The sequence below is a fragment of the Phytohabitans aurantiacus genome, from assembly GCF_027923225.1.
Lineage (GTDB): Bacteria > Actinomycetota > Actinomycetes > Mycobacteriales > Micromonosporaceae > Phytohabitans > Phytohabitans aurantiacus.
Genome location: NZ_BSDI01000006.1, coordinates 21,529 through 46,984 on the forward strand (window position 1 = coordinate 21,529; position 25,456 = coordinate 46,984).

28 protein-coding genes and 2 tRNA genes are annotated in these 25,456 nt (G+C 70.3%); 21 read left to right on the forward strand and 9 right to left on the reverse strand.

Annotated elements, in window-relative coordinates; genetic code table 11:
* The first annotated feature begins 87 nt into the window (after positions 1-87).
* Positions 88-1,686 carry a phosphoglycerate dehydrogenase gene (gene serA / locus QMG73_RS07010; RefSeq protein ID WP_281893228.1) on the forward strand — a complete coding sequence of 533 codons (1,599 nt, stop codon included), beginning with the start codon at positions 88-90 and terminating at the stop codon, positions 1,684-1,686.
* Between the two features lie 50 nt (positions 1,687-1,736).
* Here serA and QMG73_RS07015 read toward each other — a convergent pair whose 3' ends face one another.
* Positions 1,737-2,090 carry a hypothetical protein gene (locus tag QMG73_RS07015; protein ID WP_281893229.1) on the reverse strand — a complete coding sequence of 118 codons (354 nt, stop codon included), beginning with the start codon at positions 2,088-2,090 and terminating at the stop codon, positions 1,737-1,739.
* 241 nt (positions 2,091-2,331) lie between these two features.
* Entirely contained in the window at positions 2,332-3,165 is an 834-nt protein-coding gene (locus tag QMG73_RS07020) for an FAD:protein FMN transferase (RefSeq protein WP_407676758.1), read from the reverse strand.
* A 165-nt stretch (positions 3,166-3,330) separates the two neighbouring features.
* Here QMG73_RS07020 and QMG73_RS07025 point away from each other — a divergent pair, with 165 nt between their 5' ends.
* Together QMG73_RS07025 and QMG73_RS07030 are read left to right on the forward strand one after the other, a co-directional pair.
* A complete protein-coding gene (locus QMG73_RS07025) occupies positions 3,331-4,362 on the forward strand; it encodes a 3-isopropylmalate dehydrogenase (protein ID WP_281893231.1) in 1,032 nt (343 codons plus the stop codon).
* A 61-nt stretch (positions 4,363-4,423) separates the two neighbouring features.
* Positions 4,424-5,521, forward strand: coding sequence for a branched-chain amino acid aminotransferase (locus tag QMG73_RS07030; protein WP_281893232.1), 1,098 nt, complete (start codon positions 4,424-4,426; stop codon positions 5,519-5,521).
* 5 nt (positions 5,522-5,526) lie between these two features.
* Here QMG73_RS07030 and QMG73_RS07035 read toward each other — a convergent pair whose 3' ends face one another.
* The gene (locus tag QMG73_RS07035; RefSeq protein ID WP_407676759.1) at positions 5,527-6,291 is read right to left on the reverse strand and encodes a tyrosine-protein phosphatase; all 765 of its coding nucleotides are present in this window, start codon (positions 6,289-6,291) and stop codon (positions 5,527-5,529) included.
* A gap of 27 nt (positions 6,292-6,318) precedes the next feature.
* On the reverse strand, positions 6,319-6,696 hold the full coding sequence (locus QMG73_RS07040; protein ID WP_281893374.1) for a ribosome maturation factor RimM: 378 nt from the start codon (positions 6,694-6,696) through the stop codon (positions 6,319-6,321).
* A gap of 213 nt (positions 6,697-6,909) precedes the next feature.
* Between QMG73_RS07040 and cimA the strand changes: the two genes are divergently transcribed.
* From cimA to QMG73_RS07060, 4 genes are read left to right on the forward strand one after another with little or no spacing between them, the layout of a single operon-like run.
* Positions 6,910-8,502, forward strand: a complete 1,593-nt coding sequence (gene cimA / locus QMG73_RS07045) for a citramalate synthase (protein ID WP_281893235.1) — start codon at positions 6,910-6,912, stop codon at positions 8,500-8,502.
* Between the two features lie 41 nt (positions 8,503-8,543).
* Positions 8,544-9,398, forward strand: coding sequence for an LLM class flavin-dependent oxidoreductase (locus tag QMG73_RS07050; protein ID WP_281893236.1), 855 nt, complete (start codon positions 8,544-8,546; stop codon positions 9,396-9,398).
* Positions 9,395-9,805 carry a TIGR03668 family PPOX class F420-dependent oxidoreductase gene (locus QMG73_RS07055; RefSeq protein ID WP_281893237.1) on the forward strand — a complete coding sequence of 137 codons (411 nt, stop codon included), beginning with the start codon at positions 9,395-9,397 and terminating at the stop codon, positions 9,803-9,805. The genes QMG73_RS07050 and QMG73_RS07055 overlap by 4 nt, the downstream gene beginning before the upstream one ends.
* 17 nt (positions 9,806-9,822) lie before the next feature.
* Positions 9,823-10,320, forward strand: a complete 498-nt coding sequence (locus QMG73_RS07060) for a DUF456 domain-containing protein (protein ID WP_281893238.1) — start codon at positions 9,823-9,825, stop codon at positions 10,318-10,320.
* Positions 10,321-10,564: 244 nt separating this feature from the next.
* On the opposite strand, the gene QMG73_RS07065 is transcribed toward QMG73_RS07060, so the two are convergent.
* Entirely contained in the window at positions 10,565-11,179 is a 615-nt protein-coding gene (locus QMG73_RS07065) for an MBL fold metallo-hydrolase (protein WP_281893239.1), read from the reverse strand.
* Positions 11,180-11,207: 28 nt separating this feature from the next.
* Positions 11,208-11,918, reverse strand: a complete 711-nt coding sequence (locus QMG73_RS07070) for a carbonic anhydrase (protein WP_281893240.1) — start codon at positions 11,916-11,918, stop codon at positions 11,208-11,210.
* Between the two features lie 189 nt (positions 11,919-12,107).
* Between QMG73_RS07070 and QMG73_RS07075 the strand changes: the two genes are divergently transcribed.
* Complete coding sequence (locus QMG73_RS07075) at positions 12,108-12,932, forward strand: hypothetical protein (RefSeq protein ID WP_281893241.1); 825 nt, start codon at positions 12,108-12,110, stop codon at positions 12,930-12,932.
* On the opposite strand, the gene QMG73_RS07080 is transcribed toward QMG73_RS07075, so the two are convergent.
* On the reverse strand, positions 12,918-13,976 hold the full coding sequence (locus QMG73_RS07080) for a CapA family protein (protein ID WP_281893242.1): 1,059 nt from the start codon (positions 13,974-13,976) through the stop codon (positions 12,918-12,920). The two genes, QMG73_RS07075 and QMG73_RS07080, sit on opposite strands and share 15 nt — an antisense overlap.
* Positions 13,977-14,157: 181 nt before the next feature.
* Between QMG73_RS07080 and QMG73_RS07085 the strand changes: the two genes are divergently transcribed.
* Genes QMG73_RS07085 through arfB form a run of 9 tightly spaced genes read left to right on the forward strand, consistent with a single transcriptional unit; the run spans position 14,158 to position 21,260 of the window.
* Positions 14,158-14,421, forward strand: a complete 264-nt coding sequence (locus tag QMG73_RS07085; RefSeq protein ID WP_281893244.1) for a hypothetical protein — start codon at positions 14,158-14,160, stop codon at positions 14,419-14,421.
* Positions 14,418-15,434: an AAA family ATPase gene (locus QMG73_RS07090; protein WP_407676756.1), complete on the forward strand. Its 1,017-nt coding sequence runs from the start codon at positions 14,418-14,420 to the stop codon at positions 15,432-15,434. The genes QMG73_RS07085 and QMG73_RS07090 overlap by 4 nt, the downstream gene beginning before the upstream one ends.
* A complete protein-coding gene (locus QMG73_RS07095) occupies positions 15,431-16,402 on the forward strand; it encodes a DUF58 domain-containing protein (protein ID WP_281893245.1) in 972 nt (323 codons plus the stop codon). Before QMG73_RS07090 ends, QMG73_RS07095 begins: the two co-directional genes overlap by 4 nt.
* A 52-nt stretch (positions 16,403-16,454) precedes the next feature.
* Positions 16,455-17,414: a VWA domain-containing protein gene (locus QMG73_RS07100; RefSeq protein WP_281893246.1), complete on the forward strand. Its 960-nt coding sequence runs from the start codon at positions 16,455-16,457 to the stop codon at positions 17,412-17,414.
* A 14-nt stretch (positions 17,415-17,428) separates the two neighbouring features.
* A complete protein-coding gene (locus QMG73_RS07105; protein ID WP_281893247.1) occupies positions 17,429-18,286 on the forward strand; it encodes a S1C family serine protease in 858 nt (285 codons plus the stop codon).
* A 10-nt stretch (positions 18,287-18,296) separates the two neighbouring features.
* Positions 18,297-18,977: a response regulator transcription factor gene (locus QMG73_RS07110; protein ID WP_281893248.1), complete on the forward strand. Its 681-nt coding sequence runs from the start codon at positions 18,297-18,299 to the stop codon at positions 18,975-18,977.
* Positions 18,974-20,176 carry a sensor histidine kinase gene (locus tag QMG73_RS07115; RefSeq protein WP_281893249.1) on the forward strand — a complete coding sequence of 401 codons (1,203 nt, stop codon included), beginning with the start codon at positions 18,974-18,976 and terminating at the stop codon, positions 20,174-20,176. Before QMG73_RS07110 ends, QMG73_RS07115 begins: the two co-directional genes overlap by 4 nt.
* Complete coding sequence (locus tag QMG73_RS07120; protein WP_281893251.1) at positions 20,177-20,839, forward strand: DUF1345 domain-containing protein; 663 nt, start codon at positions 20,177-20,179, stop codon at positions 20,837-20,839. It abuts the gene before it with no gap.
* A 16-nt stretch (positions 20,840-20,855) separates the two neighbouring features.
* Complete coding sequence (gene arfB, locus QMG73_RS07125; protein ID WP_281893376.1) at positions 20,856-21,260, forward strand: alternative ribosome rescue aminoacyl-tRNA hydrolase ArfB; 405 nt, start codon at positions 20,856-20,858, stop codon at positions 21,258-21,260.
* Here arfB and QMG73_RS07130 read toward each other — a convergent pair.
* Positions 21,235-22,104, reverse strand: coding sequence for a 3-methyladenine DNA glycosylase (locus QMG73_RS07130; RefSeq protein WP_407676760.1), 870 nt, complete (start codon positions 22,102-22,104; stop codon positions 21,235-21,237). The genes arfB and QMG73_RS07130 overlap by 26 nt on opposite strands.
* Between QMG73_RS07130 and QMG73_RS07135 the strand changes: the two genes are divergently transcribed.
* The 3 genes from QMG73_RS07135 (at position 22,097) to QMG73_RS07145 (ending at position 23,150) form a co-directional block, all read left to right on the forward strand.
* Positions 22,097-22,873, forward strand: coding sequence for a fumarylacetoacetate hydrolase family protein (locus QMG73_RS07135; RefSeq protein WP_281893254.1), 777 nt, complete (start codon positions 22,097-22,099; stop codon positions 22,871-22,873). The two genes, QMG73_RS07130 and QMG73_RS07135, sit on opposite strands and share 8 nt — an antisense overlap.
* Before the next feature lie 49 nt (positions 22,874-22,922).
* A tRNA-Gln gene (locus QMG73_RS07140) sits at positions 22,923-22,994 on the forward strand.
* Positions 22,995-23,077: 83 nt separating this feature from the next.
* Positions 23,078-23,150: transfer RNA gene (locus tag QMG73_RS07145), tRNA-Glu, on the forward strand.
* 120 nt (positions 23,151-23,270) lie between these two features.
* Here QMG73_RS07145 and QMG73_RS07150 read toward each other — a convergent pair.
* Complete coding sequence (locus QMG73_RS07150) at positions 23,271-23,957, reverse strand: IclR family transcriptional regulator (RefSeq protein ID WP_281893256.1); 687 nt, start codon at positions 23,955-23,957, stop codon at positions 23,271-23,273.
* Positions 23,958-24,006: 49 nt separating this feature from the next.
* Here QMG73_RS07150 and leuC point away from each other — a divergent pair, with 49 nt between their 5' ends.
* Positions 24,007-25,455: a 3-isopropylmalate dehydratase large subunit gene (gene leuC / locus QMG73_RS07155; RefSeq protein ID WP_281893257.1), complete on the forward strand. Its 1,449-nt coding sequence runs from the start codon at positions 24,007-24,009 to the stop codon at positions 25,453-25,455.
* Position 25,456 lies beyond the last annotated feature (1 nt).

A 25,456-nucleotide genomic window follows, 5' to 3' on the forward strand; every position in this document is an offset into this window, starting at 1 on the left:
GCGAGAGCCGTCCGCTCGCTGGGGAGGCGCAGGGCGCAGAGCGGCGCGCTGTTGCGCGCCGCCGAAGCCGACAACTTACGAGGACAGATGACTCCCGTCGTACTCATCGCCGAAGAACTCGCTCCCGCCGCCATCGACGTGCTCGCGCACGACTTCGATGTACGCCATGTTGACGGCACCGACCGCCCGGCCCTGCTTGCGGCGCTTGCCGAAGCCGACGCCGTGCTCGTGCGCAGCGCGACCCAGATCGACGCCGAGGCCATCGCCGCGGCACCGCGCCTGAAGGTCGTCGCCCGCGCGGGTGTGGGCCTCGACAACGTCGAGGTGCCCGCCGCCACCGCTCGTGGCGTCATGGTGGTCAATGCGCCCACCTCCAACATCGTCTCCGCCGCCGAGCAGGCCGTCGCCCTGCTGCTCGCGGTCGCACGCAACACGGCCAGCGCCAGCTCCGCGCTGAAGGCCGGTGAGTGGAAGCGGTCCAAGTACAGCGGCGTCGAGGTGCAGGGCAAGACCGTCGGCGTGGTCGGCCTCGGCCGCATCGGCGTGCTCTTCGCCCAGCGGATGGCCGCGTTCGGCACGCGCCTGATCGCGTACGACCCCTACGTGCAGCCGGCGCGCGCGGCTCAGCTGGGCGTGCGCCTGGTGGGCCTGGAGGAGCTGCTGCGGGAGAGCGACTTCATCTCGATCCACCTGCCCAAGACGCCCGAGACGGTCGGTCTCATCGGCGAAAAGGAGCTGACGCTCGTCAAGCCGGGCGTGCGGATCGTCAACGCCGCGCGCGGCGGTCTGATCGACGAGCAGGCGCTCGCCGACGCGATCGCTGAGGGCCGCGTCGCCGGCGCCGGCATCGACGTGTACTCGAAGGAGCCCTGCACGGCGTCGCCGCTGTTCGCGTTCGACAACGTGGTGGCCACCCCGCACCTGGGCGCGTCGACCGCCGAGGCGCAGGACAAGGCCGGTCTCGCGGTCGCCAAGAGCGTCAAGCTGGCGCTGCAGGGCGAGTTCGTGCCCGACGCGGTCAACGTGCAGGCCGGTGGCGTGGTGGCCGAAGACGTCCGGCCGCTGCTGCCGCTCGCGGAGAAGCTGGGCAAGGCGTTCACCGCGGTCGCGGGTGGCGTGGCCGCCAACGTGACCGTCGAGGTGCGCGGTGAGGCCGCCGTCAACGACGTGTCGGTGCTCAAGCTCGCCACCACCAAGGGGCTGTTCACCTCGGTGGTCGAGGAGCAGGTGACCTACGTCAACGCGCCGCTGTTCGCCGCCGACCGGGGCGTCGAGGTCGAGCTGGTCACGCACGCCGACTCTGTCGACAATCCGACGCTGGTGACGGTGCGGGGCGCGCTGCCCGACGGCCGCATCGTGACGGTGTCCGGCACGGTCGTGGTGAGCGGCAGCCGCGAGACCATCAAGCTGACCGAGGTCGACGGGTTCGACCTGGAGCTGGGCGCCGACGGCGTGCTGCTCTTCTTCCGGTACGTCGACCGTCCGGGTGTCGTCGGTGCGATCGGTTCGATCCTCGGCGAGTCCGGCGTCAACATCGCCGCGATGCAGGTGGCCCGGCGCGAGGCCGGCGGCGAGGCGCTGATGGCGCTCACCGTCGACGGTGCGGTCGGCGCCGAGATCCTCACGCAGGCCGCCGACGCCATCGGTGCCGTCGCGGCGAGCGCCGCCGACCTGCGCGACGAGTAACCAACGTCCACTGTGATCAAGGCGTCCGTCGATGCGACGGGCGCCTTGCTCTATTTCACGGGAGTGGGCGGTGGGTAGACCGAGCCGTCCTGGAGGTCCAGCAGCATCAGGCTGTGTCGCGCGGCCAGGCGTTCGATGGCTTCGAGCACCTCGTCGGCGCACGAAGGGGTGAGGCACATCGTGATGTGGTCGGTGGCCTTGTGCAGCGGCGGAGCCGCCCAGGGACTGTCCGACAAGGACACAGTGTCGGGGTACTGGGCCGTCAGCTCGACGTAGAAGGCGCCGATCCGGCGGTCGACTTCGCCTTCGGCGTGCTCACCTTCGCGGCACAGCTCATGTGCCGCCCGTACGTCGGCTGGTGTGGCGTTGTTGTCCAGGGCCCACACGACGAGGTCAAAACTCACGCGCAGATATTGCCACCCGGTGAACTTCCGGTGGGGACGTGCCCCGCCGACACGCGAACGGGGCGGTGCCTTGCGCGGAGTCGGGGCGAATCGATAGCGTGTTCATCCGGTTACGCACCGCGTGGGCGTGTCTTCGGGTGACGCGTTTCTCGCAGGTCGTGGCCGGTCCCGTGTGCGCGAGCCACGCGTACTCGTCGTTGTCGGCCCCCGCGATCACTTGCCGAGATCGCGGGGGCCGATCTCATGGCAGCAAGAGGCGGTAGCCGTCTGCCGTGGGGAACCACGGCAGGCCAGCCGGACCGGCGGCTACCAGGGCGGTGGCGTAGGCGTCTGCCACCGAGAGATCCGGTCCGAGTACCGCCGCGGCGCCCTGGCGCACGGGCTCGCGGGTGTGCGGGTCGACCACGTGTCCCCGCTGGCCCGTCAGGCCCGAGGTGCCCACCGCGCCCTCGGTCATCTCCAGGATCATCGGGGACCGGGTGTGCGCCAACGGGCGGTGGACGGCGACGCGCCATGGGCCACCGTGGGGCGCGTGTCCGCGTACAGCTAGATCCGCCTCACTGACCACCGCGTAGTCGGAGATGCCGGCGGCGCGCAACCTGGCGCCCGCGCGCTCCACCGCCCATCCCTTCAGTAGGCCGCTGGGGTCGAAGCCGCCGGGCACCGCCCAGGCGTCGAACCAGCCGTCGGTGGCCGCGCGCATCGCGTCGCAGCGCGCGACGATGTCGGCGAGCGGCGCGTAGGCGTCGGGCGAGACCTCGCCGCGGCGCAGCCGCGCGACCAGGCTGGTGCGGCGCATCGGGCTGTAGGTGGCGTCGATGGCGCGAAGCTCCGCGACCGCGTCGGCGAGTGCCTCACTGATGGCGCGTCGGCTCATCGCCTCGGGCGCCACCAGCATGAGGGAGAAGTCGGCCGCCGAGGTCTGCACGGCGTGCCGGACCACGATGCGGCCGGTCGCGGCGGTCGCCGCGGTGCCAAACGGCCGGTTGCCCGTGCCGGGGAAGCCGAGCCGGAGGTCGGCGCGCGTGCGCCGGTCGTTCGTGGTGATGGCCCGCGAGGTGCGCTGGCGCGGCATGATCTGCTGGATCGCCATGATCCTCACCGTAGGTGAAGAAATTGGGGGCGCTATGACCGCCACCTGTGAACTTCCTGTGTTCCGAACTTTGAGACTCGCGTACCGAAAATCGGGACGGGCGATTAACGTTCGCTCAGCACAATCGGCGGACAAGAGGAGTTTACGGTGGCACGCATCGCGGTCGTAGCCGGTGACGGGATCGGCACCGAGGTGGTCGCGCAGGCCCGCAAGGTGATCGACGCGGTGTTGCCGGGAGTGACCGCCACCGAGTACGAACTCGGGGCCAGCCTCTACAACCGCACCGGCGAGATCCTGCCGGAATCGGTGCAGAGCGAGCTCGCCGAGCACGACGCGATCCTGCTCGGCGCGATCGGTGACCCGTCGGTGCCGCCGGGCGTGCTGGAGCGCGGGCTGCTGCTGAAGCTGCGGTTCGTGTTCGACCAGTACGTCAACCTGCGGCCGGCGCGGCTGTGGCCGGGCACGTCGAGCCCGCTCGCGCACGTCAAGGCCGGTGAGATCGACTTCGTGGTGGTCCGCGAGGGCACCGAGGGCCTGTACGCGGGCGCCGGCGGCTCGCTGCACCGCGACACCCCCGCCGAGGTTGCCACCGAGGAGAGCCTCAACACGCGGCACGGCGTCGAGCGGGTCATCCGCGACGCGTTCGCGCGGGCACAGCGCCGCGAGCGCCGCAAGGTCACGCTCGTGCACAAGACCAACGTCCTCGCGCACGCGGGCTCGCTGTGGGCGCGCACGTTCGAGGCGGTGCGGGCCGAGTTCCCCGACGTGGAGACGGAGTACCAGCACGTCGACGCGATGGCGATGTTCCTCGTGACCCAGCCGCAGCGATACGACGTCGTGGTGACCGACAACCTCTTCGGCGACATCCTCACCGACATCGCGGCCGCCGTCACCGGTGGCATCGGCCTCGCGGCGAGCGGCTCGATCAACCCCGAGCGGCGCTTCCCGTCGACGTTCGAGCCGGTGCACGGCTCCGCGCCGGACATCGCCGGCAAGGGCATCGCCGACCCGGTCGCGGCCGTACTGTCGGCGTCCCTCCTGCTCGACCACCTGGGTCACCCGGACGAGTCGCGCCGGGTGGCGGAAGCGGTCGCGGTGGAGCTAGCCTCTCGCGCGCCGGGTGCCGCCGTGCGCACCGAGGAGGTCGGCGACCGGCTCGCCGCCCACGCCTCGGCCTGAGCGTCGTTTAACGAGCGTTCGGGGTATCCTGCAAGCCCGTAGCCTTTTGGAGGGCAGCGCTATGAGCGGTGGTGACAAGCTCGACTTCGAGATTCATCAGAATCCGCAGCCGGTATCGGCCGCCGAGCGCGCCGCGATGCTGGCCAATCCCGGTTTCGGGCGCATCTTCACCGATCACATGGTCACCATCCGGTACGCGGACGGCAAAGGTTGGTACGACGCTCGCGTCGAGGCCCGCGCGCCGATCCCGATGGACCCGGCGACCGCCGTCCTGCACTACGCCCAGGAGATCTTCGAAGGGCTGAAGGCTTACCACGCTGCCGACGGTGGCGTGACCATGTTCCGGCCGGACGCCAACGCGCGCCGGTTCAACACCTCGGCCGAGCGCATGTCGATGGCGCAGATGCCGGAGCAGGTCTTCCTCGACTCGCTGCATCGCATCATCGACGTCGACCGGGAGTGGATCCCCACCGCGGCCGAGGGCAGCCTGTACCTGCGGCCGTTCATGTTCGCCACCGAGGTGTTCCTCGGCGTGCGGCCGGCTCTGGAATACCTGTACGTGCTGATCGCGTCGCCGGTCGGCTCGTACTTCTCCGGTGGCGTGCAGCCGGTCACCTTGTGGGTGTCGCAGGAGTACACGCGGGCGGCGCCCGGTGGCACCGGCGCGGCCAAGTGCGGCGGCAACTACGCGGCCTCCCTCGCGGCTCAGGCCGAGGCGATCGAGCACGGCTGCGACCAGGTGGTGTTCCTCGACGCGGTGCACCGCAAGTACGTCGACGAGCTCGGCGGCATGAACGTCTTCTTCGTGTACGACGACGGGACGCTCGTGACGCCTCCGCTGACCGGCTCGATCCTGCCCGGCATCACCCGCGATTCGGTGATCACGCTGGCGCGGGCGGCCGGGCGCACCGTGCACGAGCAGCCGGTCAGCATCGACGACTGGCGCGCCGACGCGGCGAGCGGCAGGCTCCGCGAGGTGTTCGCGTGCGGCACGGCTGCGGTGATCACGCCGATCGGCGTGGTGCGCACGCCCGACGGCGAGATCGTCGCGGGCGACGGCAGCGGCGGCGAGGTGACGATGGGCCTGCGCCAGCAGCTCGTCGACATCCAGCGCGGCCGGGCCGACGACCCCTACGGCTGGGTCCACCGCGTCCTCTAGCTACTTCACGGGGTCAGCAGGTTGGTGCGGAGGGATTCGAGCTGCTCCGGCTTGAGGCCGGCGGCCAGCAGGTAGCCCTCGGCCGAGCCGTGACGCTCGCGGAGCTCGGTGAGAAAGAGGAGCATCGCCTCGGCGGGAGACGAGTAGTACGGCTTCGGGATATCGGTGCGCAAGGCGCCCTTTGCCCGCAGCCAGGCCGTGAACCGCTCAGAGGCCGCCGTCGTCAGCGCGTAGTCGGCCGCGATGTCCTCGTCACTGACGCCCAGTACCGACAGGGCCAGCGCGCACACCACACCCGTGCGGTCCTTGCCCGCGACGCAGTGCACGACGACCGGTGCCGACTCGACATCGGCGATCACACCAACGGCTGTCGCGATCCCGATGGCGCCCTGCTCGACCAGGTCGTTGTACCGGTTGGCCAGGTACCGGGCCACCCCGATGCGCTGCTCGTACGGGATCTCGTCCCAGTCCTGGTGTTCGGGGTGGATGTGGTGGTAGCCGAGCCCGTCGTACGCGGGCACCCGCCCGTCTCGCTTCACCTCGTGCGGCCGGCGCAGGTCGATCACGGTACGCACGCCGAGCGCCCCGAACGCCGTCTCGTCCGCGCCGTTCAGGCGGCTCAGGGAGTCGGACCGGAAGAGGCGGCGCCAGCGCACGGTCCGCCCGTCGTGTCCGGCGTACCCGCCAACGTCGCGAAAGTTGAAGATTTCGGAGAACGACAGCGCCCGGTCCACGCAGCCACGGTAGCGCGCATGATCAAGGCGCCCCAGGGGGGGCGCCTTGACCTGTGCTGTCCGTTACCGGGGTTCGCCGTAGTACGAACCGAGCTTGTCCCGGTAGACGGGTTCGGTGTACGTCTGTTCGTCGAACTCCGGAGCCGACTTGATCTCGCTCTTGCTCCGGTCGACGTACACCTTGCGGTCGTCGTGGTCGACGTGGTTGACCAGACCCGCTGGCAGCATGACCTTCTTACCGAAGATCCACGGCCCGGTGTCGACGACCAGGTAGCTGGAGTTGACCTCGGTGCTGCACCGGTCGATCTTGCCGATGCCGCCGTCGGTCGCCTCGACCTTGTACCCGATCAGGTCAGCGCCGTTGACGCCGGCCTCGTCTCGATAGGTCCACGGGTCGAAGGGCTGATACGGGGTGTCCACGGCTATCACTCCTTCCGGGATGACAAGTACCCCGGATTGACAGTGACCTAACCCACCTGATATCCCGCGATATGGACCTCGCTTCCGGCAAACCCGGCGCGAGTGGCAGAATACGCGGCGTGACACGTCTTGCCCTCATTATTGGCACCTAGCGCGCCGGCACCCCTCACGCCGAGCGCGCAGACCTCCCGCATCCGCGGGGGGTCTTTTTGTTGGTAGTGAAAGGAAAGCCCAATGACCTACCAGGTGTACGACACGACGCTGCGCGACGGGGCACAGCGTGAGGGGATCAGCTACTCGGTCGTGGACAAGCTCGCGGTGGCCAGGCTGCTCGACGAGTTCGGCGTCGGTTTCATCGAGGGTGGGTGGCCGGGAGCGATGCCGAAGGACACCGAGTTCTTCTCAAGAGCCCGGACCGAGCTGAATCTCAAGCACGCGGTGCTGGTGGCGTTCGGGGCCACCCGCAAGGCCGGCGTCGCGGTGGCCGCTGACCCGCAGGTACGCGCCCTGCTGGACGCCGAGACGCCCGCGGTGTGCCTGGTCGCCAAGTCCGACATGCGCCACGTCGAGCGCGCGCTGCGCACCACCGGCGACGAAAACCTGGCGATGGTGCGTGACAGCGTCGCGCACTTCGTCGCCGAGGGCCGCCGGGTCTTCCTCGACTGCGAGCACTTCTTCGACGGGTACCGCTTCGACCCGGCGTACACGTCCTCCGTCGTCGCGACGGCGCTGGAGGCCGGCGCGGAGGTCGTGGTGATGTGCGACACGAACGGCGGGATGCTGCCGTCCCGGATCACCTCGGCGATCGGCGAGCTGACCGAGCGCCTCGGTGTCGGCCCCGAGCGCCTCGGGATCCACTGCCAGAACGACACCTCCTGCGCCGTCGCCAACACGGTCGCGGCCGTCGAGGCCGGCGTGAAGCACTTCCAGTGCACGGCCAACGGGTACGGCGAGCGTCCCGGCAACGCGGACCTCTTCGCCGTCGTCGGCAACCTGCAACTCAAGCTCGGGCTGCCCGTCCTACCGGACGGCTGCCTGGAACAGATGGTGCGCGTCTCGCACGCCATCGCGGAGATCGCCAACATCGCACCCGACACCCACCAGGCTTATGTCGGGGCCGCGGCGTTCGCTCACAAGGCGGGCCTGCACGCGAGCGCGATCAAGGTGGACCCGGTGCTCTACAACCACGTAGACCCGACCATCGTCGGCAACGACATGCGCATCCTGGTAACGGAGATGGCCGGCCGGGCGAGCATCGAGCTCAAGAGCCGCGAGCTCGGTATCGACTTGGCCGGCCATCCCGAAGCCCTCGGCCGCGTCACCAACCGGGTCAAGGAGTTGGAGGCGGGCGGCTGGTCGTTCGAGGCGGCGGACGCGTCGTTCGAGCTGCTGGTCCGCGGCGAGCTGCCGGGTGAGGGCCCGACACGGCCATTCGCGCTGGAGTCATACCGGGTCCAGGTCGAGCACCGGGAAGACGGCGCGGTCGTCTCCGAGGCCACCGTGAAGGTCCGGGTACGCGGTGAGCGCGTCATCGCCACCGCTGAGGGGAACGGCCCGGTCAACGCCCTCGACGAGGCGCTGCGGGTGGCGCTGTCGAAGCACTACCCGGAGCTGGCGTCGTTCGAGCTGGCCGACTACAAGGTGCGCATCCTGGAAGGCAGCCACGGCACCGGTGCCATCACGCGGGTACTGGTAGAGACCATCGACGGCAGCGGCCGCGACTGGACGACCGTGGGCGTACACGAAAACGTGGTCGAGGCCAGCTGGGTCGCGCTCGTGGACGCGTTGACGTACGGCCTGTCGAGGGCACCCGCCGCGACGCGCTGAGCATCTCCGATCTCCTCCGCGCGGCGAGATACGGTCCAGATATGCAGATCGGCATCGGACTTCCGAACACCCTGCACATCCCCGGACCCGCCCTCGTCGACTGGGCACGCCGCGCGGAGGAGCGCGACTTCAGCGCCCTCGCCACGATCGACCGGATCGTGTACCCCACCTACGACTCGCTCACCGCGCTGGCCGCCGCCGCGGGAGCCACCTCCCGGATCGGGCTCTTCACCGACATCCTGCTCGCCCCGGTGTACCCGCCCGTGTGGCTCGCGAAGGCGACCGCCAGCCTCGACGCCATGTCCGGCGGCCGGCTGACGCTGGGCATGGCGGTGGGCGGTCGCCCCGACGACTTCGCCGCTATGGATCGGCCCGTCGAGCGGCGCGGCAAGCTGTTCGACGACACCCTCGACATCCTGCACCGCGCCTGGGCGGGTGAGAACGTGACCGGGGGTGATCTCCCGGTCGGCCCGGAGCCGGCGTCCGGCAACCGGGTCTCGGTGCTCATCGGCGGCACCTCCGAGGCGGCGGTGCGGCGAACGGTCCAGTACGGCGAGGGGTGGACCGCCGGCGGCAGCGGCCCCGAGCAGGCGGCGCCGTTCGTCGCGAAGATCAAGCAGGCGTGGCGGGACGCCGGCCGCGAGGGCGAGCCGCGCATCGCCTCACTTGTCTACTTCGGACTCGGCGACGAGGCCGAGTCGCGGGCGGCGCTGCAGCGGTACTACGGGTTCACGGGGGAGTACGCGAGCATCATCGCCGACTCCGCGATCCGGTCGCCCGAGGCGGCTCGCGACACCGTCGAGCGGTTCGATGCGATTGGTGTGACCGAGCTGATGTTCATCCCGACGGTGGCATCCGTGGACGAAGTGGACCGGCTGGCCGACGCGGTGAAGTGAAGGTGGACGAAGGCAGGGCACGGCAACGGTTCGCCACCGCACGCGTGGCGGTGCTGACCACTGTGGACTCCAGCAGGGTTCCACACGCCGTGCCCGTCGTCTTCGCCGTCGACGGCGACACGCTGTGGACGGCCACCGACGCCAAACCCAAGCGGGGTGGGGCGCTGCGCCGGTACGCCAACGTGCGCACCAACCCGGCGGTGAGCCTGCTCGTCCAGCACTGGGACGAGGACTGGTCGGCGCTCTGGTGGGTACGGGCGGACGGCGTGGCCGCCGTCCGCGAAGAGCCCGCCACGGTGGCGTACGCGGTGCGGCTGCTGCGCGCCAAATATCCGCAGTACGGCGAGGTCGACGTGCACGGGCCGGTCCTGGAGATCACCGTGCATCGTTGGCGCGGCTGGCCGTAGCAGAGGAAAATACCGGCGTGGACCTCAGCGACACCGAATCGACGGTGACGGTGCTGGCCGGGCTGGCCATCGTCGTCGGCATCGCCGGCGTCATCGTGCCGATCCTGCCGGGCCTGCTGCTGTGCTGGGCGGGCGTGCTCGCCTGGGCGATGTTCGGCGGTGGCGGCTGGGGCAAGTGGGTGGTGCTGGCGGTCGCCACGCTGCTCGCGATCGCCGGCACGCTGGTCAAGTACCTGTGGCCGGGGCGCCAGCTGAAACGTGCCGGCGTGCCCAACACCACCCTGCTCGCCGGCGGCGTGCTCGGCATCGCCGGCTTCTTCCTCATACCGCTGGTCGGCCTCGTCGCCGGATTCGTGCTCGGCGTGTGGCTCGCCGAACGGGCACGCCTGGGGGAGGGGCAGGCGTGGCCGTCGACGAAGCACGCGCTCAAGGCGGTCGGCCTCAGCATGCTGATCGAGCTGTTCGCCGCGCTTGGCATCGCCGGCGCGTGGCTGATCGGCCTGGCCGCGGCCTAGACCCAGGAGTTGAGCTACCGCGACGTCCGCCGCGCGCAGGACCGCTGCTCCCGCAGCCTCACCCTCCGCGCCCAGTCACGCTCAAAATCCCTGACTTTGTTGCCTCAAACGCGCCCGGAGGCAGCAGCATCCGGGATTTTGCTGCCACGTCCGGGTGGGTTGTGTAGCCGCGGACGGTGAGGCCGCGGGAGCGACGGTATTGCGCACGGCGGGCGTCGCGGTAGCTCAATATCCTTGGAATTTTCTAGATCGTTACGGACTCCCCGACCGGGATGCGGCTGTACTCGGTGCCGCCCTTCATGTCGAGCCAGCGGTCGATGATCTGCTCGCCGCGCTCGCTCAGCATCGCGTCGTGGATCGAGTGCGCCCGCCGCGGCTTGACCGCACGGACGAAGTCGACCGCCTCGGCGAGCTTGAGCCACGGCGCGCAGGTCGGCACGAGGAGCGTCTCGACCGGTACGTCGGGCACGAAGACCGAGTCACCGGGATGGTAGACGCCGTCGACGACGTAGCCGACGTTGGCGCAGCCGGGCAGACCCTCGTAGATCTCGGCGTGCGCGCCGCCGACGACGCGTACCTCAAAACCGGCGGCGTCGAACTTCTCGCCGGCCGAGACCGCGGTGATGCCGTCGAACTCCTCCGCGACCCCCGCGGGCGCGTACACCGGAAGTGACGGGTTCGCGGAGCGCGCGGCGGCCAGCCGGTCGGCGTCGATGTGGTCGGCGTGCTCGTGCGTGACAAGCACCGCGGAGGCGTTCGTGAACGCCTCGTCTTCCGTCCAGATCCCCGGATCGATCAGCAACTGGCCGCCGTCGCGCTCCAGGCGCACGCAGGCATGTGTGTACTTGATCAAACGCATGGTTCGACCCTACGCCCGCGCGCCGCCGTCAGTGGACGAGTGTGACCTTGCCGGTGTCGAGGTCGTAACGGGCGCCGACGACGGCCATCTCATCGGCCTCGACCTTCTCGCGCACGATGTCGCTGCCTTCGACCAGGGCCTTCACCTGTGCCTTGATGTTCGCCACGACGCCGTTTTCGACCTTGTCACCGGCATTCTCCAGGACGGGCGTGATGATCGGCCGGAGCGCCTCGACGATCGCGCCGATGTGGCCGGGGGCGGTCCCACCGCTCTCGATCACCTCGACGGTCGCCGACACCGCGCCGCACCGCTCGTGGCCCAGCACCAGCAGCAGCGGCGGCGCGAAGTGCTCCACCGCGTACTCGACGCTTCCGAACAGCAGGTCATCGACGATGTTGCCGGCGACCCGGTTGTCGAAGATGTCGCCGAGACCCTGGTCGAAGAGCACCTCCGGCGCCACGCGTGAGTCGGCGCAGCCGAGCGTGATGACGAACGGATCCTGCCCGGCGGCCAGCTCGTGCAGGCGGTTCAGGGATTGGTGCGGGTGGCGGGAGTGGCCCGTGATGAAGCGGTGGTTGCCGTTGAGCAGCCGGTGGATCGCGGCGGCCGGCGTCTCGGGGATAGGTTCGGTGGCGGTGGCGGCGGATGCGGCAGTCGGGCGGGCAGCCAGCCCGACGGCTCCTGCGACCAGACCGCTGGCGGCGAGCAAAGCCCGTCGCTGCACAGCTCTGTGCTGCACGGATGTCTCCTAGGGGTGAGAACCGCTCAGGTCCGCCGGAGATAGTCCTCCCGTGCCGGCCGCGGAGGGAAGGGCTTGCGACGTAGCACACACATCGCCGGGAAAGTGTTAGCGAACACGCTTTCCCGGGTGGTAGCGATAGGGATGGCCTTTGACTCCTTACCGCGCCGGGCCGCCGATCCCGCCGTCATGGACCTCCTCGGCGCCGAGCTGTCCGGCACCGACCTGACCACGCTCCTGCTCGCCGTCATGCGACGCCGGGCATCGGAGCGGACCCCGGCGGAGGTCCTCCGGCGGTACCGCGAAGATCGTTTTACGGAGCCGGTGCGGACGCCGTTTCACGGCCTGCGCCGGGTCGAGGACGCGCTGCTGTCCACACTGCCCGGTGGCGTGGAGATGGTGACGCTGCCACCGGTCGTGCCGCTGGGCACCCACTCGGCGGTGGCCACAGTGGACCAGAACAAGGTCGTCACGACAATCCGCGGCACCGAGGTCGCCGCGGATCCCACGAACGGGCTCGCGCTGGAGGTCGCGCGCCGCCGCCAGGCACTACTGCGCGAAAACAGCAGATCGTGTACCGCCGTGCGGCTCGGGGCGTTCCAGCGAGTACTGCGCGCGCAGCGTTTCGAGGGTGCCAGCGCCCACTTTTCGTTGCTGGGCCTGGTGTCCGGCGGCAGGGACACCGGCGATCTCGCGTTCGAGCGGGCGCATCTCACCGAGCATCTGGCGTACCTTGTGGACGCGCTGCGAGCCGCTGGCGCACGCGAGATCGACGTGCGGATGCGGGTGCTGGACCCGCGGTTCGCGCCGCTGGCCGCGGGATTGCCCTACGAGGCGGTGGAGGGAAGCAGCGGCTACTACACCGGCCTGACATACAAGGTCTACGTGGACGGTGGGGTCGAGGTAGCCGACGGCGGGTTCGTCGACTGGACGCGCAGGTTGCTTGGCAACAACAAGGAGCGGCTGCTGATCAGCGGCGTCGGGCTCGACCGGGTGGTGTCAGCGACCGGTTAAGCCGGTGCATTCGCGCAGGGCCGCGAATCGGTCGCGCTGGCGCTTGGCGGCAGCCCCGGTCAGTGGCTCGGGCTGGCCGGTGCCGGACACGATGGCGGGCACAAACTCGTTTCGCACGACCTGCCGCCCGCGCACCGCCAACCGCAGCACCCCGGTCTGCGTACTGGCCGAGTCGCCGTACCAGAGGAAGTTTCCCAACCCGTACGCCACGTACGTCCCGGCGAGCCAGCCGTCGCCCTGGAGCGTGTGCGCGTGCGTACCGACGATGATGTCGGCGCCCGCGGCGGCGAGCTTGCCGGCGAACCGTTTCTGGTCGGCTGTCGGGCATTCGTTGCCCTCCTGCCCCCAGTGGTTGTACACGATCACGAGGTCGGCGTCGCGCCGGGCAGCCGCCACCGCGGCGGTGGCTCGCGGGACGTCCCACGCCATCGCGATGCCGGGCCGGTCGTCGCGCGCGGCCCAGGTCGACGCGAGCGTGCGGATCTGGCTGAACCCCAGCACCGCCACCCGTACCCCGCGCACCTCGGTGGTCCACGGCCGGTAGGCCTCGGTCGCGTTTCGACCGGCGCCGAAGACCGGGTACGCCTCGCGTTTCGCACTGTCCAATGTGTCCAGCAGGCCGGTCTGTCCATAGTCGAGCGCGTGGTTGTTGGCGAGTGACACCGCGTCGATGCCGGCCCCACGCAGGGCGGCGTACGTGCTCGTGGGCGCGCGAAAATGGTACTGCTTCGGCTCTGGCTTGCCGCGCGTGGTGACCGCCGTCTCCAGGTTGACGATCGTCAGGTCCGCATTGGACAGCAACGGGATGGCGTCGCCGAATGCCTTCGCGGGCTCGCGCAGGAGCCGCGCGGTGCGCCCCGTGAAGTGCACGTCACCGCCGAACGCGAGCGTGACCTCGGGTGACGGTGTGGGGCTTGGCGGCGCCGAGGTCGGCGCGGTGGCCGGCGGAGACGGCGAGGTTGTCGGAGGCGACGGGTCGTCGCCGCAGCCAGCGGCCAGGCACACGACCAGCACCGCCGCGACGCATCCCCGTCCCCAAGCCACCCACCCAGCCTAGGGACCAAACCGTGATCAGGGCGTCCCTCAAGTCGCCCTAACGACTTGAGGGACGCCCTGATCACGGTTGCGGAGGAAGGGGATAGCGGGGGCACAGGGTTTGCTTCGGTGGGTTTTCGGGGGGCGTTGGTGTGATGGACGGCGTCACTAGCGGAAGGGGACATGAGCAATGCGGATCAAAGCCATCGTCGCGCTCAGCTTCGCCGGGGCGGCAGCCGCCGCGGTGATCGCAGGTGGTGCCGCGTACGCCAGCGGCGTCAACGGCGACGACGACGCGGATGTGCGCATCGTCTACGAGGACAACAGCTTCGCGCCCGGCATGGCCACCGACGGCCGGGACTGCCCCGAGAAGAACGGCGGCGGCCAGGGCGGAGAGAACGCAGGAGAGAGCAGTGGCGGCACGGAGAACGCGCCGTCGGAGGAGAGCCTGTGAGTGCACCCACAACCACCGAAAACGAGGCTCCGGCGCCGCACGTCCTGCTGGAACAGGCGCTCTTTGAGGTGAAGCGGGTCATCGTCGGGCAGGACAGGCTCGTCGAGCGGCTGATGACGGCGTTGCTCGCCGATGGCCACTGCCTTCTCGAAGGCGTGCCCGGAGTGGCGAAGACGCTTGCCGCGCAGACGCTGGCGACGGCGGTGGGCGGCACGTTCAACCGGATCCAGTTCACGCCTGACCTGGTGCCGTCCGACATCGTCGGCACCCGGATCTACCGCGCGTCGAAGGAGAACTTCGACGTCGAGCTCGGGCCGATCATGGCCAATCTGGTACTGGCCGACGAGATCAATCGGGCGCCGGCGAAGGTGCAGTCGGCCCTGCTGGAGGCGATGGCCGAGCGCCAGGTCTCCATCGGCGGCCGCTCGTACCCGGTACCGGATCCGTTCCTGGTGCTCGCGACCCAGAACCCGATCGAGTCCGAGGGCGTGTACCAGCTGCCCGAGGCGCAGCGCGACAGGTTCCTCATGAAGATCGTCGTGGGGTACCCGACGGACGAGGAGGAGCTGGGCATCCTGTACCGGATGGGCACCTCGCGGCCCGAACCGCGCACGGTGCTCAACCCGCAGCGCCTCACCGTGTTGCAGGAGTTGGCCCGTGGGGTGTTCGTGCACCACGCGCTGGCGGAGTACGTGGTGCGGCTGGTCGTGGCGACGCGTGATCCGGCGCGGTTCGGGGTGGGCGACCTCAAGTCCCGCCTCGCGTACGGGGCGAGTCCGCGGGCCACCCTCGGTCTGGTGGCCGCCGCGCGAGCGCTGGCGCTGTTGCGCGGCCGCGAGTACGTGCTGCCGAACGACATCACCGATCTCGCCGTCGACGTGCTGTCGCACCGGCTGGTGCTGTCGTTCGACGCGGTGGCCGACGGCGTGGCACAGGAAGACGTGGTGCGGCGGCTGGTCGAGGCGGTGCCGCCGCCGCAGATCGCGCCCCATCAAGCGGAACAAGCGGCATGAACGAGGGCGGGTTCGCGACCATCCATCAGCTCGCGCCGGAACGCAGGCTGCGGCGGCTGGAGCTGACCATCACCCGGCGCCTCGACGGGCTGCTGCACGGGCAGTATCTCGGTCTGCTGCCGGGCGCGGGCAGCGAGCTGGCCGGCAGCCGCGAGTACCGGCCGGGCGAAGACGAGGTGCGCCGGATGGACTGGGCGGTCACCGCCCGGACCACCGTCCCGCACGTGCGTGAGGTCGACGCCGACCGCGAGCTGACCACCTGGCTGCTCGTCGACGCCACGCCCAGCATGGACTTCGGCACCGCCGATGTGGAGAAGCGGGAGCTCGCGGTCGCCGCCACGGCGGCGGTGGGCTTCCTCACCGCGGGCGCCGGCAACAAGCTCGGCGCGCATCTGCTGGGCATGAGCGGCGTACGGCGGTACCCGGCAAGGACCGGACGCACGCACCTGCTCGGACTGCTGCGCACGCTGTTGGCGGTACCCAGGGCGGCAGCCGGAGCGCAACCGCACGCGCTGGGTGAGGCGCTGGCGGGGGTCGGGCGGTCGGCTCCCCGGCGCGGTCTCGTGGTCGTGATCTCCGACTTCCTCGACGGGTTGCCGGAGAACGACCGCGACGAGCGCCCGGAATGGGAAGCGGATCTTCGGCGGCTCGCCGTCCGGCACCAGGTGCTGGCGGTCGAGGTGACCGACCCGCGCGAGCTGGAGCTGCCGGACGTCGGCCTCATCACGCTGGTGGACCCCGAGAGCGGTCAGCGGCGCGAGGTCTCGACCGGCAGCCGCAAGCTGCGCGAGAAGTACAAGGCCGCGGCCACGGCGCAGCGCGACATCGTGCGGCGGTCGCTGCGACGCACCGGCGCGCACCACCTACCGCTGCGCACCGACCGTGACTGGGTCGCGGACATCGTGCGGCACGTGTACGCCCAGCGCCGCCTCGCCATGGCGGCCCGGCAGCCGGGAGGAGCGGCATGAAGCACCCCACGAATTTGCTCCGCTGCGCTTCACAAATCCGCGGGGGCCCCGCATGAGTTTCGAGAGTCCGATACGGCTGTGGCTGCTGCTCGGTGTGGCGCTGCTCGCGGCCGGCTACATCGTCATGCAACGGCGACGCAGCCGGTACGCCGTACGCTTCACCAACCTGCGGCTGCTCGACCGGGTGGCGCCGAAGCGTCCGGGCTGGCGCCGGCACGTGCCGGCCAGCCTGTTCCTGGCGATGATGGCGCTGCTCGTGGTCGGGTTCGCCCGGCCGACCGACGACGTGAAGGTGCCGCGCGAGCGGGCCACCGTGATCGTCGCGGTCGACGTGTCGATGTCGATGCTCGCCACCGACGTCTCGCCGGACCGTCTCGGCGCGGCGAAGGAGGCGGCGCGGGACTTCGTCGACGGGCTGCCCGAGGAGTTCAACGTCGGGCTTGTCGCGTTCGCGGGCAACGCGTCCGTGACCGTGGCGCCGACCACCGACCGGGCCGCGCTCGAAGCCGGCATCGACCGCCTCGACCAGGGCGGCACCGGCCGGCAGGGTACGGCGATCGGCGACGCCATGACGACGGCGCTGCAGAGCATCCAGTCGCTCGACGCGGAGGCGGCCGAAGACACGCCGCCGGCACGGGTGGTACTGCTCTCCGACGGCGCCAACACCGCCGGGCGTGACCCGCAGGAGGCGTCCGCCGACCTGGTGACCGCCGGGGTGCCGGTCGACACGATCGCGTTCGGTACGTCGTCCGGCGTCATCCAGGGCGGTGGCCGCTCGCTCCAGGTACCTGTCGACGGCGAGACGCTCCAAGCCGTCGCGCAGGAGACCGGCGGCGGGTACCACGAGGCGGCCAGCGGCGACGAGCTGCGCGCCGTGTACGAGGACATCGGCAGCTCGGTCGGCTTCACCACCGAACGGCAGGACGTGTCGGCCCGGTTCATCGGCCTCGGCCTCATCCTCGCCCTGCTGGCGGCGGCCGCGTCGATGTTCTGGTTCGCGCGGATTCCATGATGGAGGGACGTCAAATGACTGCTCCGCAAGGGCTCGGGCACCCGCGTGGTCCCGGGTTCATCTCCCCGGAGCTGGATCCGTGGGCGGTTCCCCGCCCGGCCGCGGCACCGGTGGACGCGCCGCCGTCCGGCGGTACCCGGTGGCCCCGCATGCTGCTCGCGGGCCTTGCGCTGGTGGGGGTGTCGGCGGCGTCCGGCGCCCTCGCCGGCGGGTGGGTGTCCTCCGATTCCCCGCCACCACCGGAGGCGGCTCCGCCGCCCACCACCGGAGCCGTACCCAGCGATCTGGTCGGCGCCGCCGCCATCGCCCTGCCAGGCGTGGTGCAGGTCCGGGTCGGCAACGCCGGGGGATCGGGGTTCGCGGTCGACGACCAGGGTCACATTGTCACCAACAACCACGTGGTGGCGAACGGCGGCGACGTGAGCGTCGTCGGGCAGGACGGGCGGCGGCTGCCCGCCGAGGTGGTCGGGCGCGATCCGGACAGCGACATCGCGGTCCTTCGGGTCACACCGACAAGCGCCCTGCGACCGCTCACGCTCGCCCAGGCGGGCACCACGGAGGTCGGCGAACCGGTGCTCGCCGTCGGATCGCCGCTCGGCCTCTCCGGCACCGTCACCGCGGGTATCGTCAGCGCGCTCGACCGGCGGGTGCGGCTCGGCGACACCGGGGCACGGCAGAGCGCCGTCCAGACCGACGCGTCCATCAACCCGGGCAACTCGGGTGGGCCGCTCGTCAACGCCCAGGGCGAGGTGATCGGCGTGAACACGGCGATCGCCACGCTGGAGGGCAGCGGCAGCATCGGCATCGGCTTCGCGATCCCGATCGAGCGCGCCCAGCAGGCGGCTGAGCGGATCATCCGCGACGGCGGATAGCGTTTCTGACATGCGGTTACTGGTTGTAGAGGACGAGGAGGACCTGGCCGAGGCCCTGCGCCTCGGCCTGGTCCGCGCCGGGTACGCGGTCGACGTCGCCGGGGACGCGGCTCAGGCGTACGAGCGGCTGGCCGTCAACGGGTACGACCTGATGCTGCTCGACATCAACCTGCCGGACGCGAACGGGTTCGACGTGTGCCGCGCGATCCGGCACGGCGAGGTATCCGTCGAGGGCGGCGCCGAACTGCGGGTGCTGATGCTCACCGCGCGTGGCGCGCTGCAGGATCGGGTACGCGGGCTCGACGAGGGCGCCGACGACTACCTCGTGAAGCCGTTCGCGCTGGCGGAGCTGCTGGCGCGGGTACGGGCGCTGCTGCGGCGTGACACCAACGGCGGCACCGCCGTGCTGCGTGTCGGACCGCTCCAGCTCGACGTGTCGCGGCACGAGGCCAGCCGGGACGGTTCGCCGCTGCAGCTGACGCCGAAGGAGTTCGGCGTGCTGGAGTACCTGATGACCCGCCCCGGGCACGTCGTCTCCGCCGAGGAACTGCTGGAGCACGTCTGGGACGAGAACGCCGATCCGTTCACGCAGACCGTGCGGGTGACCGTGGGTACGCTGCGGCGCAAGCTCGGCGGCGAGGCCATCGAAACGGTGGTGGGACGCGGGTACCGGTTGCGGGAGACAGCATGAAGCGCTTTGTTCAGTCGATCCGGTTCCGCCTGACGGTGCTGTACTCCGTCCTGCTGTTCGCGCTCGCCGGTGGTGGGCTCGTCGTCACGTACGTGGCCGTCGAGCGGACCACCGACCCGAAGCCGATCACGAAGGAGTACGAGGCCGACATCGTCAAGCACGGCCGCACCGTCGGCACGATGACGGTCGCCGAGGTCGACGAGATCGAGTCCGCGGTCAACTTCAGCACGCTCGAAACCATGCGCAACTACTCGCTGATCGCCCTGGGCGGGCTTTTCCTCGCCAGCCTCGGCATCGGCTGGGTGCTCTCCGGGCGTGCCCTGCGGCCCGTCGGCGCCATCGCCCGCACGGCTCGCGAGATCCAGGCCACCGACCTGTCACGGCGCATCCGGCTCGACGGGTACCGCGACGAGCTGCGCGAGCTCGGCGACACCATCGACTCGATGCTCGACCGGCTCGATGGGGCGTTCCAGGCGCAGCGGCAGCTCATCGACGACGCCTCGCACGAGCTGCGCAGCCCGCTGGCGATCATCCGGGCCAACCTCGACGCGTCGCTCATGGACGCCCCGGACGCCACCGACGCCGAGCGGGCGCGGGCGGTCATCGTGATCGACCGGGCCACCACGCGGATGACCCGGCTCGTCGAGGACCTGCTCGCGACCGCGCGCCGCAACGCCGAGGCCCTCGCCGACAGCGACGTCGAACTGGGCGCGGTCGCCCGCGAGGCGGGCGAGGACTTCACCGCCATCGCCGCCGAGCGTGCGGTTCGCATCGAGTACCGCGTGCGTCAGTCGGATCTGTGGCTGATCGGCGACCACGACGCGCTCCGCCGCGCGGTGGGCAACCTGCTGTCGAACGCGGTGCGCCTGTCACCGGGCGGTGGCACGGTGACCGTGGCGGCTGGGCGGGCCGGTGGCTGGCTGTGGGTGGGCGTGGCCGACCAGGGCCCGGGGATCGCGCCAACCGACCAGGCGAGGGTCTTCGACCGGTTCTGGCGCGCCGGCACCCAGATCGACCGGCGCACCGGGCTGGGACTCGCGATCGTGCGACAGATCACCGAGTCGCACGGCGGTCACGTGGCGGTGTTTTCGTCCGTGGGCGCTGGGAGCACGTTCGTCCTGTGGCTGCCGGCAACCGATCGCACCGACGACACGCCGCCGCCTGCCGATTCTCCGCTTGCCATCGGACAAACTGGGTAGGTGACCGAACCTGCCTGGCGGCGGCCTCATCTCGCTGAGCACCGCTGGCCGGTGGCGGTCGCCATCGCGGCGGCGATCGCGCTCCAGTGGCTGACACCACAGCAGCTCGCGTTCGACCCTCGCTGGCTGCTGCCCGTCATCGAGGCGGCCCTCCTCTTCGGGCTCCTCGCGGTCAACCCGTTTCGCATGGACCGCGAGTCGTCGGCGCTGCACCTCGCGAGCATCGCGCTGGTCGCGTTCGCCACCCTCGCCGTCGTGTGGTCCACCGGCCGGCTCGTCGTCGTGCTGACCCGTGGTGGCGACGCCGACAACCCGAGTGAGGTGCTGCTGAGCGGCGCCGTCATCTGGCTCACCAACATGATGGTGTTCGCCCTCTGGTACTGGCTGCTCGACCGCGGCGGGCCGGCCTCGCGCGCGAACGCCCGGCGCACGCACCCCGACTTTCTCTTCCCCCAGATGACCCTCGACGACCTGGCGCACTCCGAGTGGCGGCCGGTCTTCATCGACTACCTGTACCTGGCGTTCACCAACTCGACGGCGTTCAGCCCGACGGACACGCTCCCGCTGGCGCGCTGGGCCAAGGTGGCGATGATGGTGCAGTCGTGCGTGTCCTTCCTCATCGTCATCCTGGTCATCGCGCGCGCCGTAAACGCGCTTAACTAGTGGCGTGGCGGACCTGATGATCCGGCCGGGGATCGAGATTCCGGAGGCCGAGCTGAGCTGGCGGTTCTCGCGTTCCAGTGGCCCCGGCGGGCAGGGCGTGAACACCACCGACTCGCGCGTGGAGCTGTCGTACGACCTCGCGACCTCGGATGCGTTGCCCGAGCCGCTGCGGGATCGGGCGCTGGCGCGGCTCGCCGGCCGGCTCGTCGACGGGGTACTGACGATCGCCGCCTCGGAGCACCGGTCGCAGCTGCGCAACAGGGAAGCCGCTCAGGCGCGGCTGGCCGCCCTGCTGCGCGAGGCCATCGCACCGCCGCCACCGCCGCGCCGCCCCACCAAACCGAGCCGCGCGGCCAAACAGCGCCGCCTCGACGAGAAGCGCCGCCGCTCCCAGATCAAACGGAACCGGCGAGTGGACTGACCGCCTCGATCAGGCGCTCCCGGATCGGCGCGGCCCGCACACTGAAGGCACGCTGCGCGGCGGCGTACTCCGACCTGCCCTCCGGCGTCTCGACCCGCACCGGCGGGTAACCCAGATCCGCGAGGTCGTACGGGCTGGCGCGCATGTCCAGCGCCCGGATGTCCCGCGCCAGCGCGAACGCGTCCGCCACCAGTTCGCTCGGCACCAGCGGAGACAGCTTGTACGCCCACTTGTAGAGATCCATGTTGGCGTGCAGGCAGCCGGGCTGCTCGTTGTCGTGCTGGGTTTCGCGGGTGGGCTGCAGCCGGTTGATCGGGCGAGCCTCCGGCGTGAAGAACCGGAACGCGTCGAAGTGGCTGCACCGCACGCGGTTCTCCTCGACCACGCGGTCGGTCTCGGCCGGCGACAGGCGCAGGCTCACCTGACCGTGGCGCACGCTGTCCGTCCGGTACACCATGGCCCACTCGTGCATGCCGAAGCAGCCGAACTGCGGGGGCCTTTCGGCAGTACGCGAAAGGAGCGTGTGAATCCACGACAGCGATCGTTTCGCGGCGGCGGCCGTGTCCAACGTCACGCCGCCGTCGACCGCGATGTAGTCGCGGTCGGGCGCACCGTCGCGCAGCACCACCCCGGCGCCCGGATGCCACCGTCGTAGCTGCGCGGGACGAAACGAGTAGTACGTGAACAGGAAGTCCTCGACAGGGTGCTTCTCGCCCGCCTGGCGGCGCGCAAGATGCGGGGCCAGCCAGGCGTCGACCCGGCGCTCGTGCGCCGCCTGCCTCGCCCGCCACTGGTTCGCGTCCAGGAACCTCACGGGCCCAGGGTAGGTTGAGGCTGTGCGTATCGCTCGTTTCGTTCACGCTGGCGGGATGTCCTTCGGAGTCGTCGAAGGCGACGAGGGCGGCCTGACCGTCGCCGGCATCGACGGCCACCCGTTCGGGCAGATCAACTTCACCGGCGAGCGCTGGGCCCTCGCCGACGTGCGGCTCCTCTCGCCGATCCTGCCGAGCAAGGTGGTGTGCGTGGGGCGCAACTACGCCGACCACGCCGCCGAGCACGGCGCCGAGGTGCCCAAAGAGCCGCTGATCTTCCTCAAGCCGTCGACCTCCGTGGTCGGCCCGCGCGACGCCGTCAAGCTGCCGCCGCAGACCAAGCAGGTCGAGCACGAGGCCGAACTCGCGGTCATCATCGGCCCGCCGGGGGCACGGCGCGTCGACCGTGCCGGGGCCGAGCGGGCGATTTTCGGGTACACGTGCGCAAACGACGTGACCGCCCGTGACCTGCAGAAGACCGACGGCCAGTGGACCCGCGCCAAAGGCTTCGACTCGTTCTGCCCGCTGGGGCCCTGGATCACCACCGGTCTCGACATCAGCGACCTGGAGGTCCGGTGCGAGGTCGGCGAAGAGGTACGCCAACTCGGCCGCACCAAAGACATGGTGTTCGACGTGCCCACACTGATCTCGTACGTGTCACACGTCATGACCCTGCTGCCCGGTGACGTCCTGTTGACCGGCACCCCGGCCGGCGTAAGCCCGCTGGCAGCCGGCGAGACGGTGACCGTGCGAATCGAGGGGATCGGCGAGCTGGCCAACCCCGTGCTGGCTCTCGAGTAGGGGAGTGGTAGAGTTTCTCCCCGGCGCGGTTCGCAAGACCGTGCCACATTGGGGTATGGGGTAATTGGCAGCCCAACTGATTCTGGTTCAGTTAGTCTAGGTTCGAGTCCTGGTACCCCAGCTGCCGGCGCCCGACAAAGGCGCCGGAGCTGGTCTCTGGTAGAGTTCAGCACCGTTGCTCGCAAGAGCAACAAGGGAAGTCCTGGCCCCGTCGTCTAGCGGCCTAGGACGCCGCCCTCTCAAGGCGGTAGCGTGGGTTCGAATCCCATCGGGGCTACAGAAGCAAGGCCCGCAGCGTGCTGCGGGCCTTTTTCGTGTACCACACACCCATGATGTGATCAGGGCGTCCCTCAAGTCGCTCTAACGACTTCAGGGACGCCCTGATCACGGAGTGGGGTTAGAGGCCGCTTAGGCGTTGGCCGGCGCGTACCACGGCCATCGCGTGGCGGTCGCCGGGGCGGCGGCCGAGGCGCTCTATGGGGCCGGAGACGCTGACTGAGGCGATCACGCGGCCCGTGCGGTCGCGGATCGGGGCGGAGACGCTCGCCACACCGGGCTCGCGTTCGGCCACGCTCTGCGCCCAGCCGCGCCGCCGCACCTCGGCCAGTGTGCGACCGGTGAACTTGCAGCGGGGCAGCAACGGCATCACGGCCTCTGGCGGTTCCCACGCGAGCAGGATCTGCGCGGCGGAGCCGGCGGTCATTGGCAGTACCGAGCCGACGGGAACGGTGTCGCGTAGGCCACTCGCGCGTTCGGCGGCGGCCACGCAGACGCGTTCGTCGGCGCGGCGCAGGTACAGCTGGGCGCTTTCGCCCGTGGCGTCCCGCAGCGCGGCGAGAAGTGGCTCGGCGGCCGTCAGCAGTACGTCGGGTGCCGCGTTGGCGAGCTCACCTAGGCGCGGGCCCGGACGCCACCGTCCCTGAGTGTCCCGTACCAACATTCGGTGAATCTCGAGTGCCTGTGCCAACCGGTGTGCGGTGGCTCTCGGAAGCTTCGTCCGGTCCACCAATTCGGCCAGGCTCGCGCCATCTACGCAGGCCGCGAGGATGACCACCGCCTTGTCGAGAACGCCGACACCGCTCATACTGTGTCCCACAAGCCGAAACATACCTCCCAGAATTTAGGATGTCCAGATGGTGGGAGACACTGCCAAACCAAGGACCCTGGCCGAGAAGGTCTGGGACGCCCACGTGGTGCGATCTGCCGAGGGCGAGCCGGATCTGCTGTTCATCGACCTGCACTTGCTGCACGAGGTGACCAGCCCGCAGGCATTCGATGGCCTGCGGATGGCGGGGCGCCCGGTGCGGCGTACCGACCTGACGCTCGCGACTGAGGATCACAACACGCCGACGGGATACGCCGACCCGGCTTTCAACAGCCGCCGGGGCGACCTGCTGACGATCGCCGACCCGACGTCGCGGACGCAGATCGAGACGCTGCGCCGCAACTGCGCCGAGTTCGGGGTCAAGCTCCACCCGCTGGGTGACGAGCAGCAGGGAATCGTGCACGTGATCGGGCCGCAGTTGGGGCTCACGCAGCCGGGTCTGACCATCGTGTGCGGCGATTCACACACCTCCACGCACGGCGCTTTCGGCGCGCTCGCGTTCGGCATCGGCACCAGCGAGGTCGAGCACGTGCTTGCGACGCAGACGCTGCCGCAGTCCCGGCCGAAGACGATGGCCGTGACGGTGACCGGCGAGCTGGGCCCGGGCGTGACCGCGAAGGACCTCGTGCTCGCCCTCATCGCACAGGTGGGCACCGGTGGCGGGCGCGGCCACATCGTGGAGTACCGCGGCGAGGCCATCCGCAAGCTCTCCATGGAGGGCCGGATGACCATCTGCAACATGTCCATCGAGTGGGGCGCCAAGGCCGGCATGATCGCACCGGACGAGACCACGTTCGCGTACCTGAGGGGGCGCGAGCACGCGCCGAAGGGCGAGGCGTGGGACGCCGCGGTGGAGTACTGGCGCGGTCTCACGACCGACGAAGAGGCCACATTCGACACTGAGGTCATCCTCGACGCGACGCAGATAAGCCCGTTCGTGACGTGGGGTACGAATCCGGGGCAGGGCGCGTCGCTCAACAGCCGCGTACCGAACCCCGAGGAGATCGTCGACGAGGGCGAGCGCGCCGCCGCTGAGCGTGCGCTGGAGTACATGGCCCTCGAACCCGGTACGCCGCTGCGCGAGATCGAGGTCGACGTGGTGTTCGTGGGCTCGTGCACCAACGGGCGGCTGGAAGACCTGCGCGCCGCCGCGGAGGTGTTGCGCGGCCACCACGTCGCCGACAGCGTGCGCATGCTCGTGGTGCCCGGTTCCGCCGTCGTGCGCGAAGCGGCCGAGCAGGAAGGGCTCGACAAGGTCTTCAAGGACGCGGGCGCCGAGTGGCGGTTCGCCGGCTGCTCCATGTGCCTCGGCATGAACCCCGACACTCTCAAGCCGGGCGAGCGTTCGGCGTCGACCTCCAACCGCAACTTCGAGGGCCGCCAGGGCCGCGGCGGGCGTACCCATCTGGTGTCGCCGACGGTGGCCGCCGCCACCGCCGTGCTGGGCCACCTCGCCGCTCCCGCCGACCTGAACTGAG

Excerpts from the sequence above, each read along its gene's own strand:
- leuC (WP_281893257.1), top strand. The coding sequence starts at position 24,007 with ATGGTGGGAGACACTGCCAAACCAAGGACCCTGGCCGAGAAGGTCTGG.
- QMG73_RS07030 (WP_281893232.1), top strand. The coding sequence starts at position 4,424 with ATGAGCGGTGGTGACAAGCTCGACTTCGAGATTCATCAGAATCCGCAG.
- QMG73_RS07100 (WP_281893246.1), top strand. The coding sequence starts at position 16,455 with ATGAGTTTCGAGAGTCCGATACGGCTGTGGCTGCTGCTCGGTGTGGCG.
- QMG73_RS07020 (WP_407676758.1), bottom strand. The coding sequence starts at position 3,165 with ATGCCGCGCCAGCGCACCTCGCGGGCCATCACCACGAACGACCGGCGC.
- cimA (WP_281893235.1), top strand. The coding sequence starts at position 6,910 with ATGACCTACCAGGTGTACGACACGACGCTGCGCGACGGGGCACAGCGT.
- QMG73_RS07110 (WP_281893248.1), top strand. The coding sequence starts at position 18,297 with ATGCGGTTACTGGTTGTAGAGGACGAGGAGGACCTGGCCGAGGCCCTG.
- QMG73_RS07050 (WP_281893236.1), top strand. The coding sequence starts at position 8,544 with ATGCAGATCGGCATCGGACTTCCGAACACCCTGCACATCCCCGGACCC.
- QMG73_RS07075 (WP_281893241.1), top strand. The coding sequence starts at position 12,108 with ATGGACCTCCTCGGCGCCGAGCTGTCCGGCACCGACCTGACCACGCTC.
- arfB (WP_281893376.1), top strand. The coding sequence starts at position 20,856 with ATGATCCGGCCGGGGATCGAGATTCCGGAGGCCGAGCTGAGCTGGCGG.
- QMG73_RS07095 (WP_281893245.1), top strand. The coding sequence starts at position 15,431 with ATGAACGAGGGCGGGTTCGCGACCATCCATCAGCTCGCGCCGGAACGC.
- QMG73_RS07085 (WP_281893244.1), top strand. The coding sequence starts at position 14,158 with ATGCGGATCAAAGCCATCGTCGCGCTCAGCTTCGCCGGGGCGGCAGCC.
- serA (WP_281893228.1), top strand. The coding sequence starts at position 88 with ATGACTCCCGTCGTACTCATCGCCGAAGAACTCGCTCCCGCCGCCATC.
- QMG73_RS07065 (WP_281893239.1), bottom strand. The coding sequence starts at position 11,179 with ATGCGTTTGATCAAGTACACACATGCCTGCGTGCGCCTGGAGCGCGAC.
- QMG73_RS07115 (WP_281893249.1), top strand. The coding sequence starts at position 18,974 with ATGAAGCGCTTTGTTCAGTCGATCCGGTTCCGCCTGACGGTGCTGTAC.
- QMG73_RS07150 (WP_281893256.1), bottom strand. The coding sequence starts at position 23,957 with ATGAGCGGTGTCGGCGTTCTCGACAAGGCGGTGGTCATCCTCGCGGCC.
- QMG73_RS07105 (WP_281893247.1), top strand. The coding sequence starts at position 17,429 with ATGACTGCTCCGCAAGGGCTCGGGCACCCGCGTGGTCCCGGGTTCATC.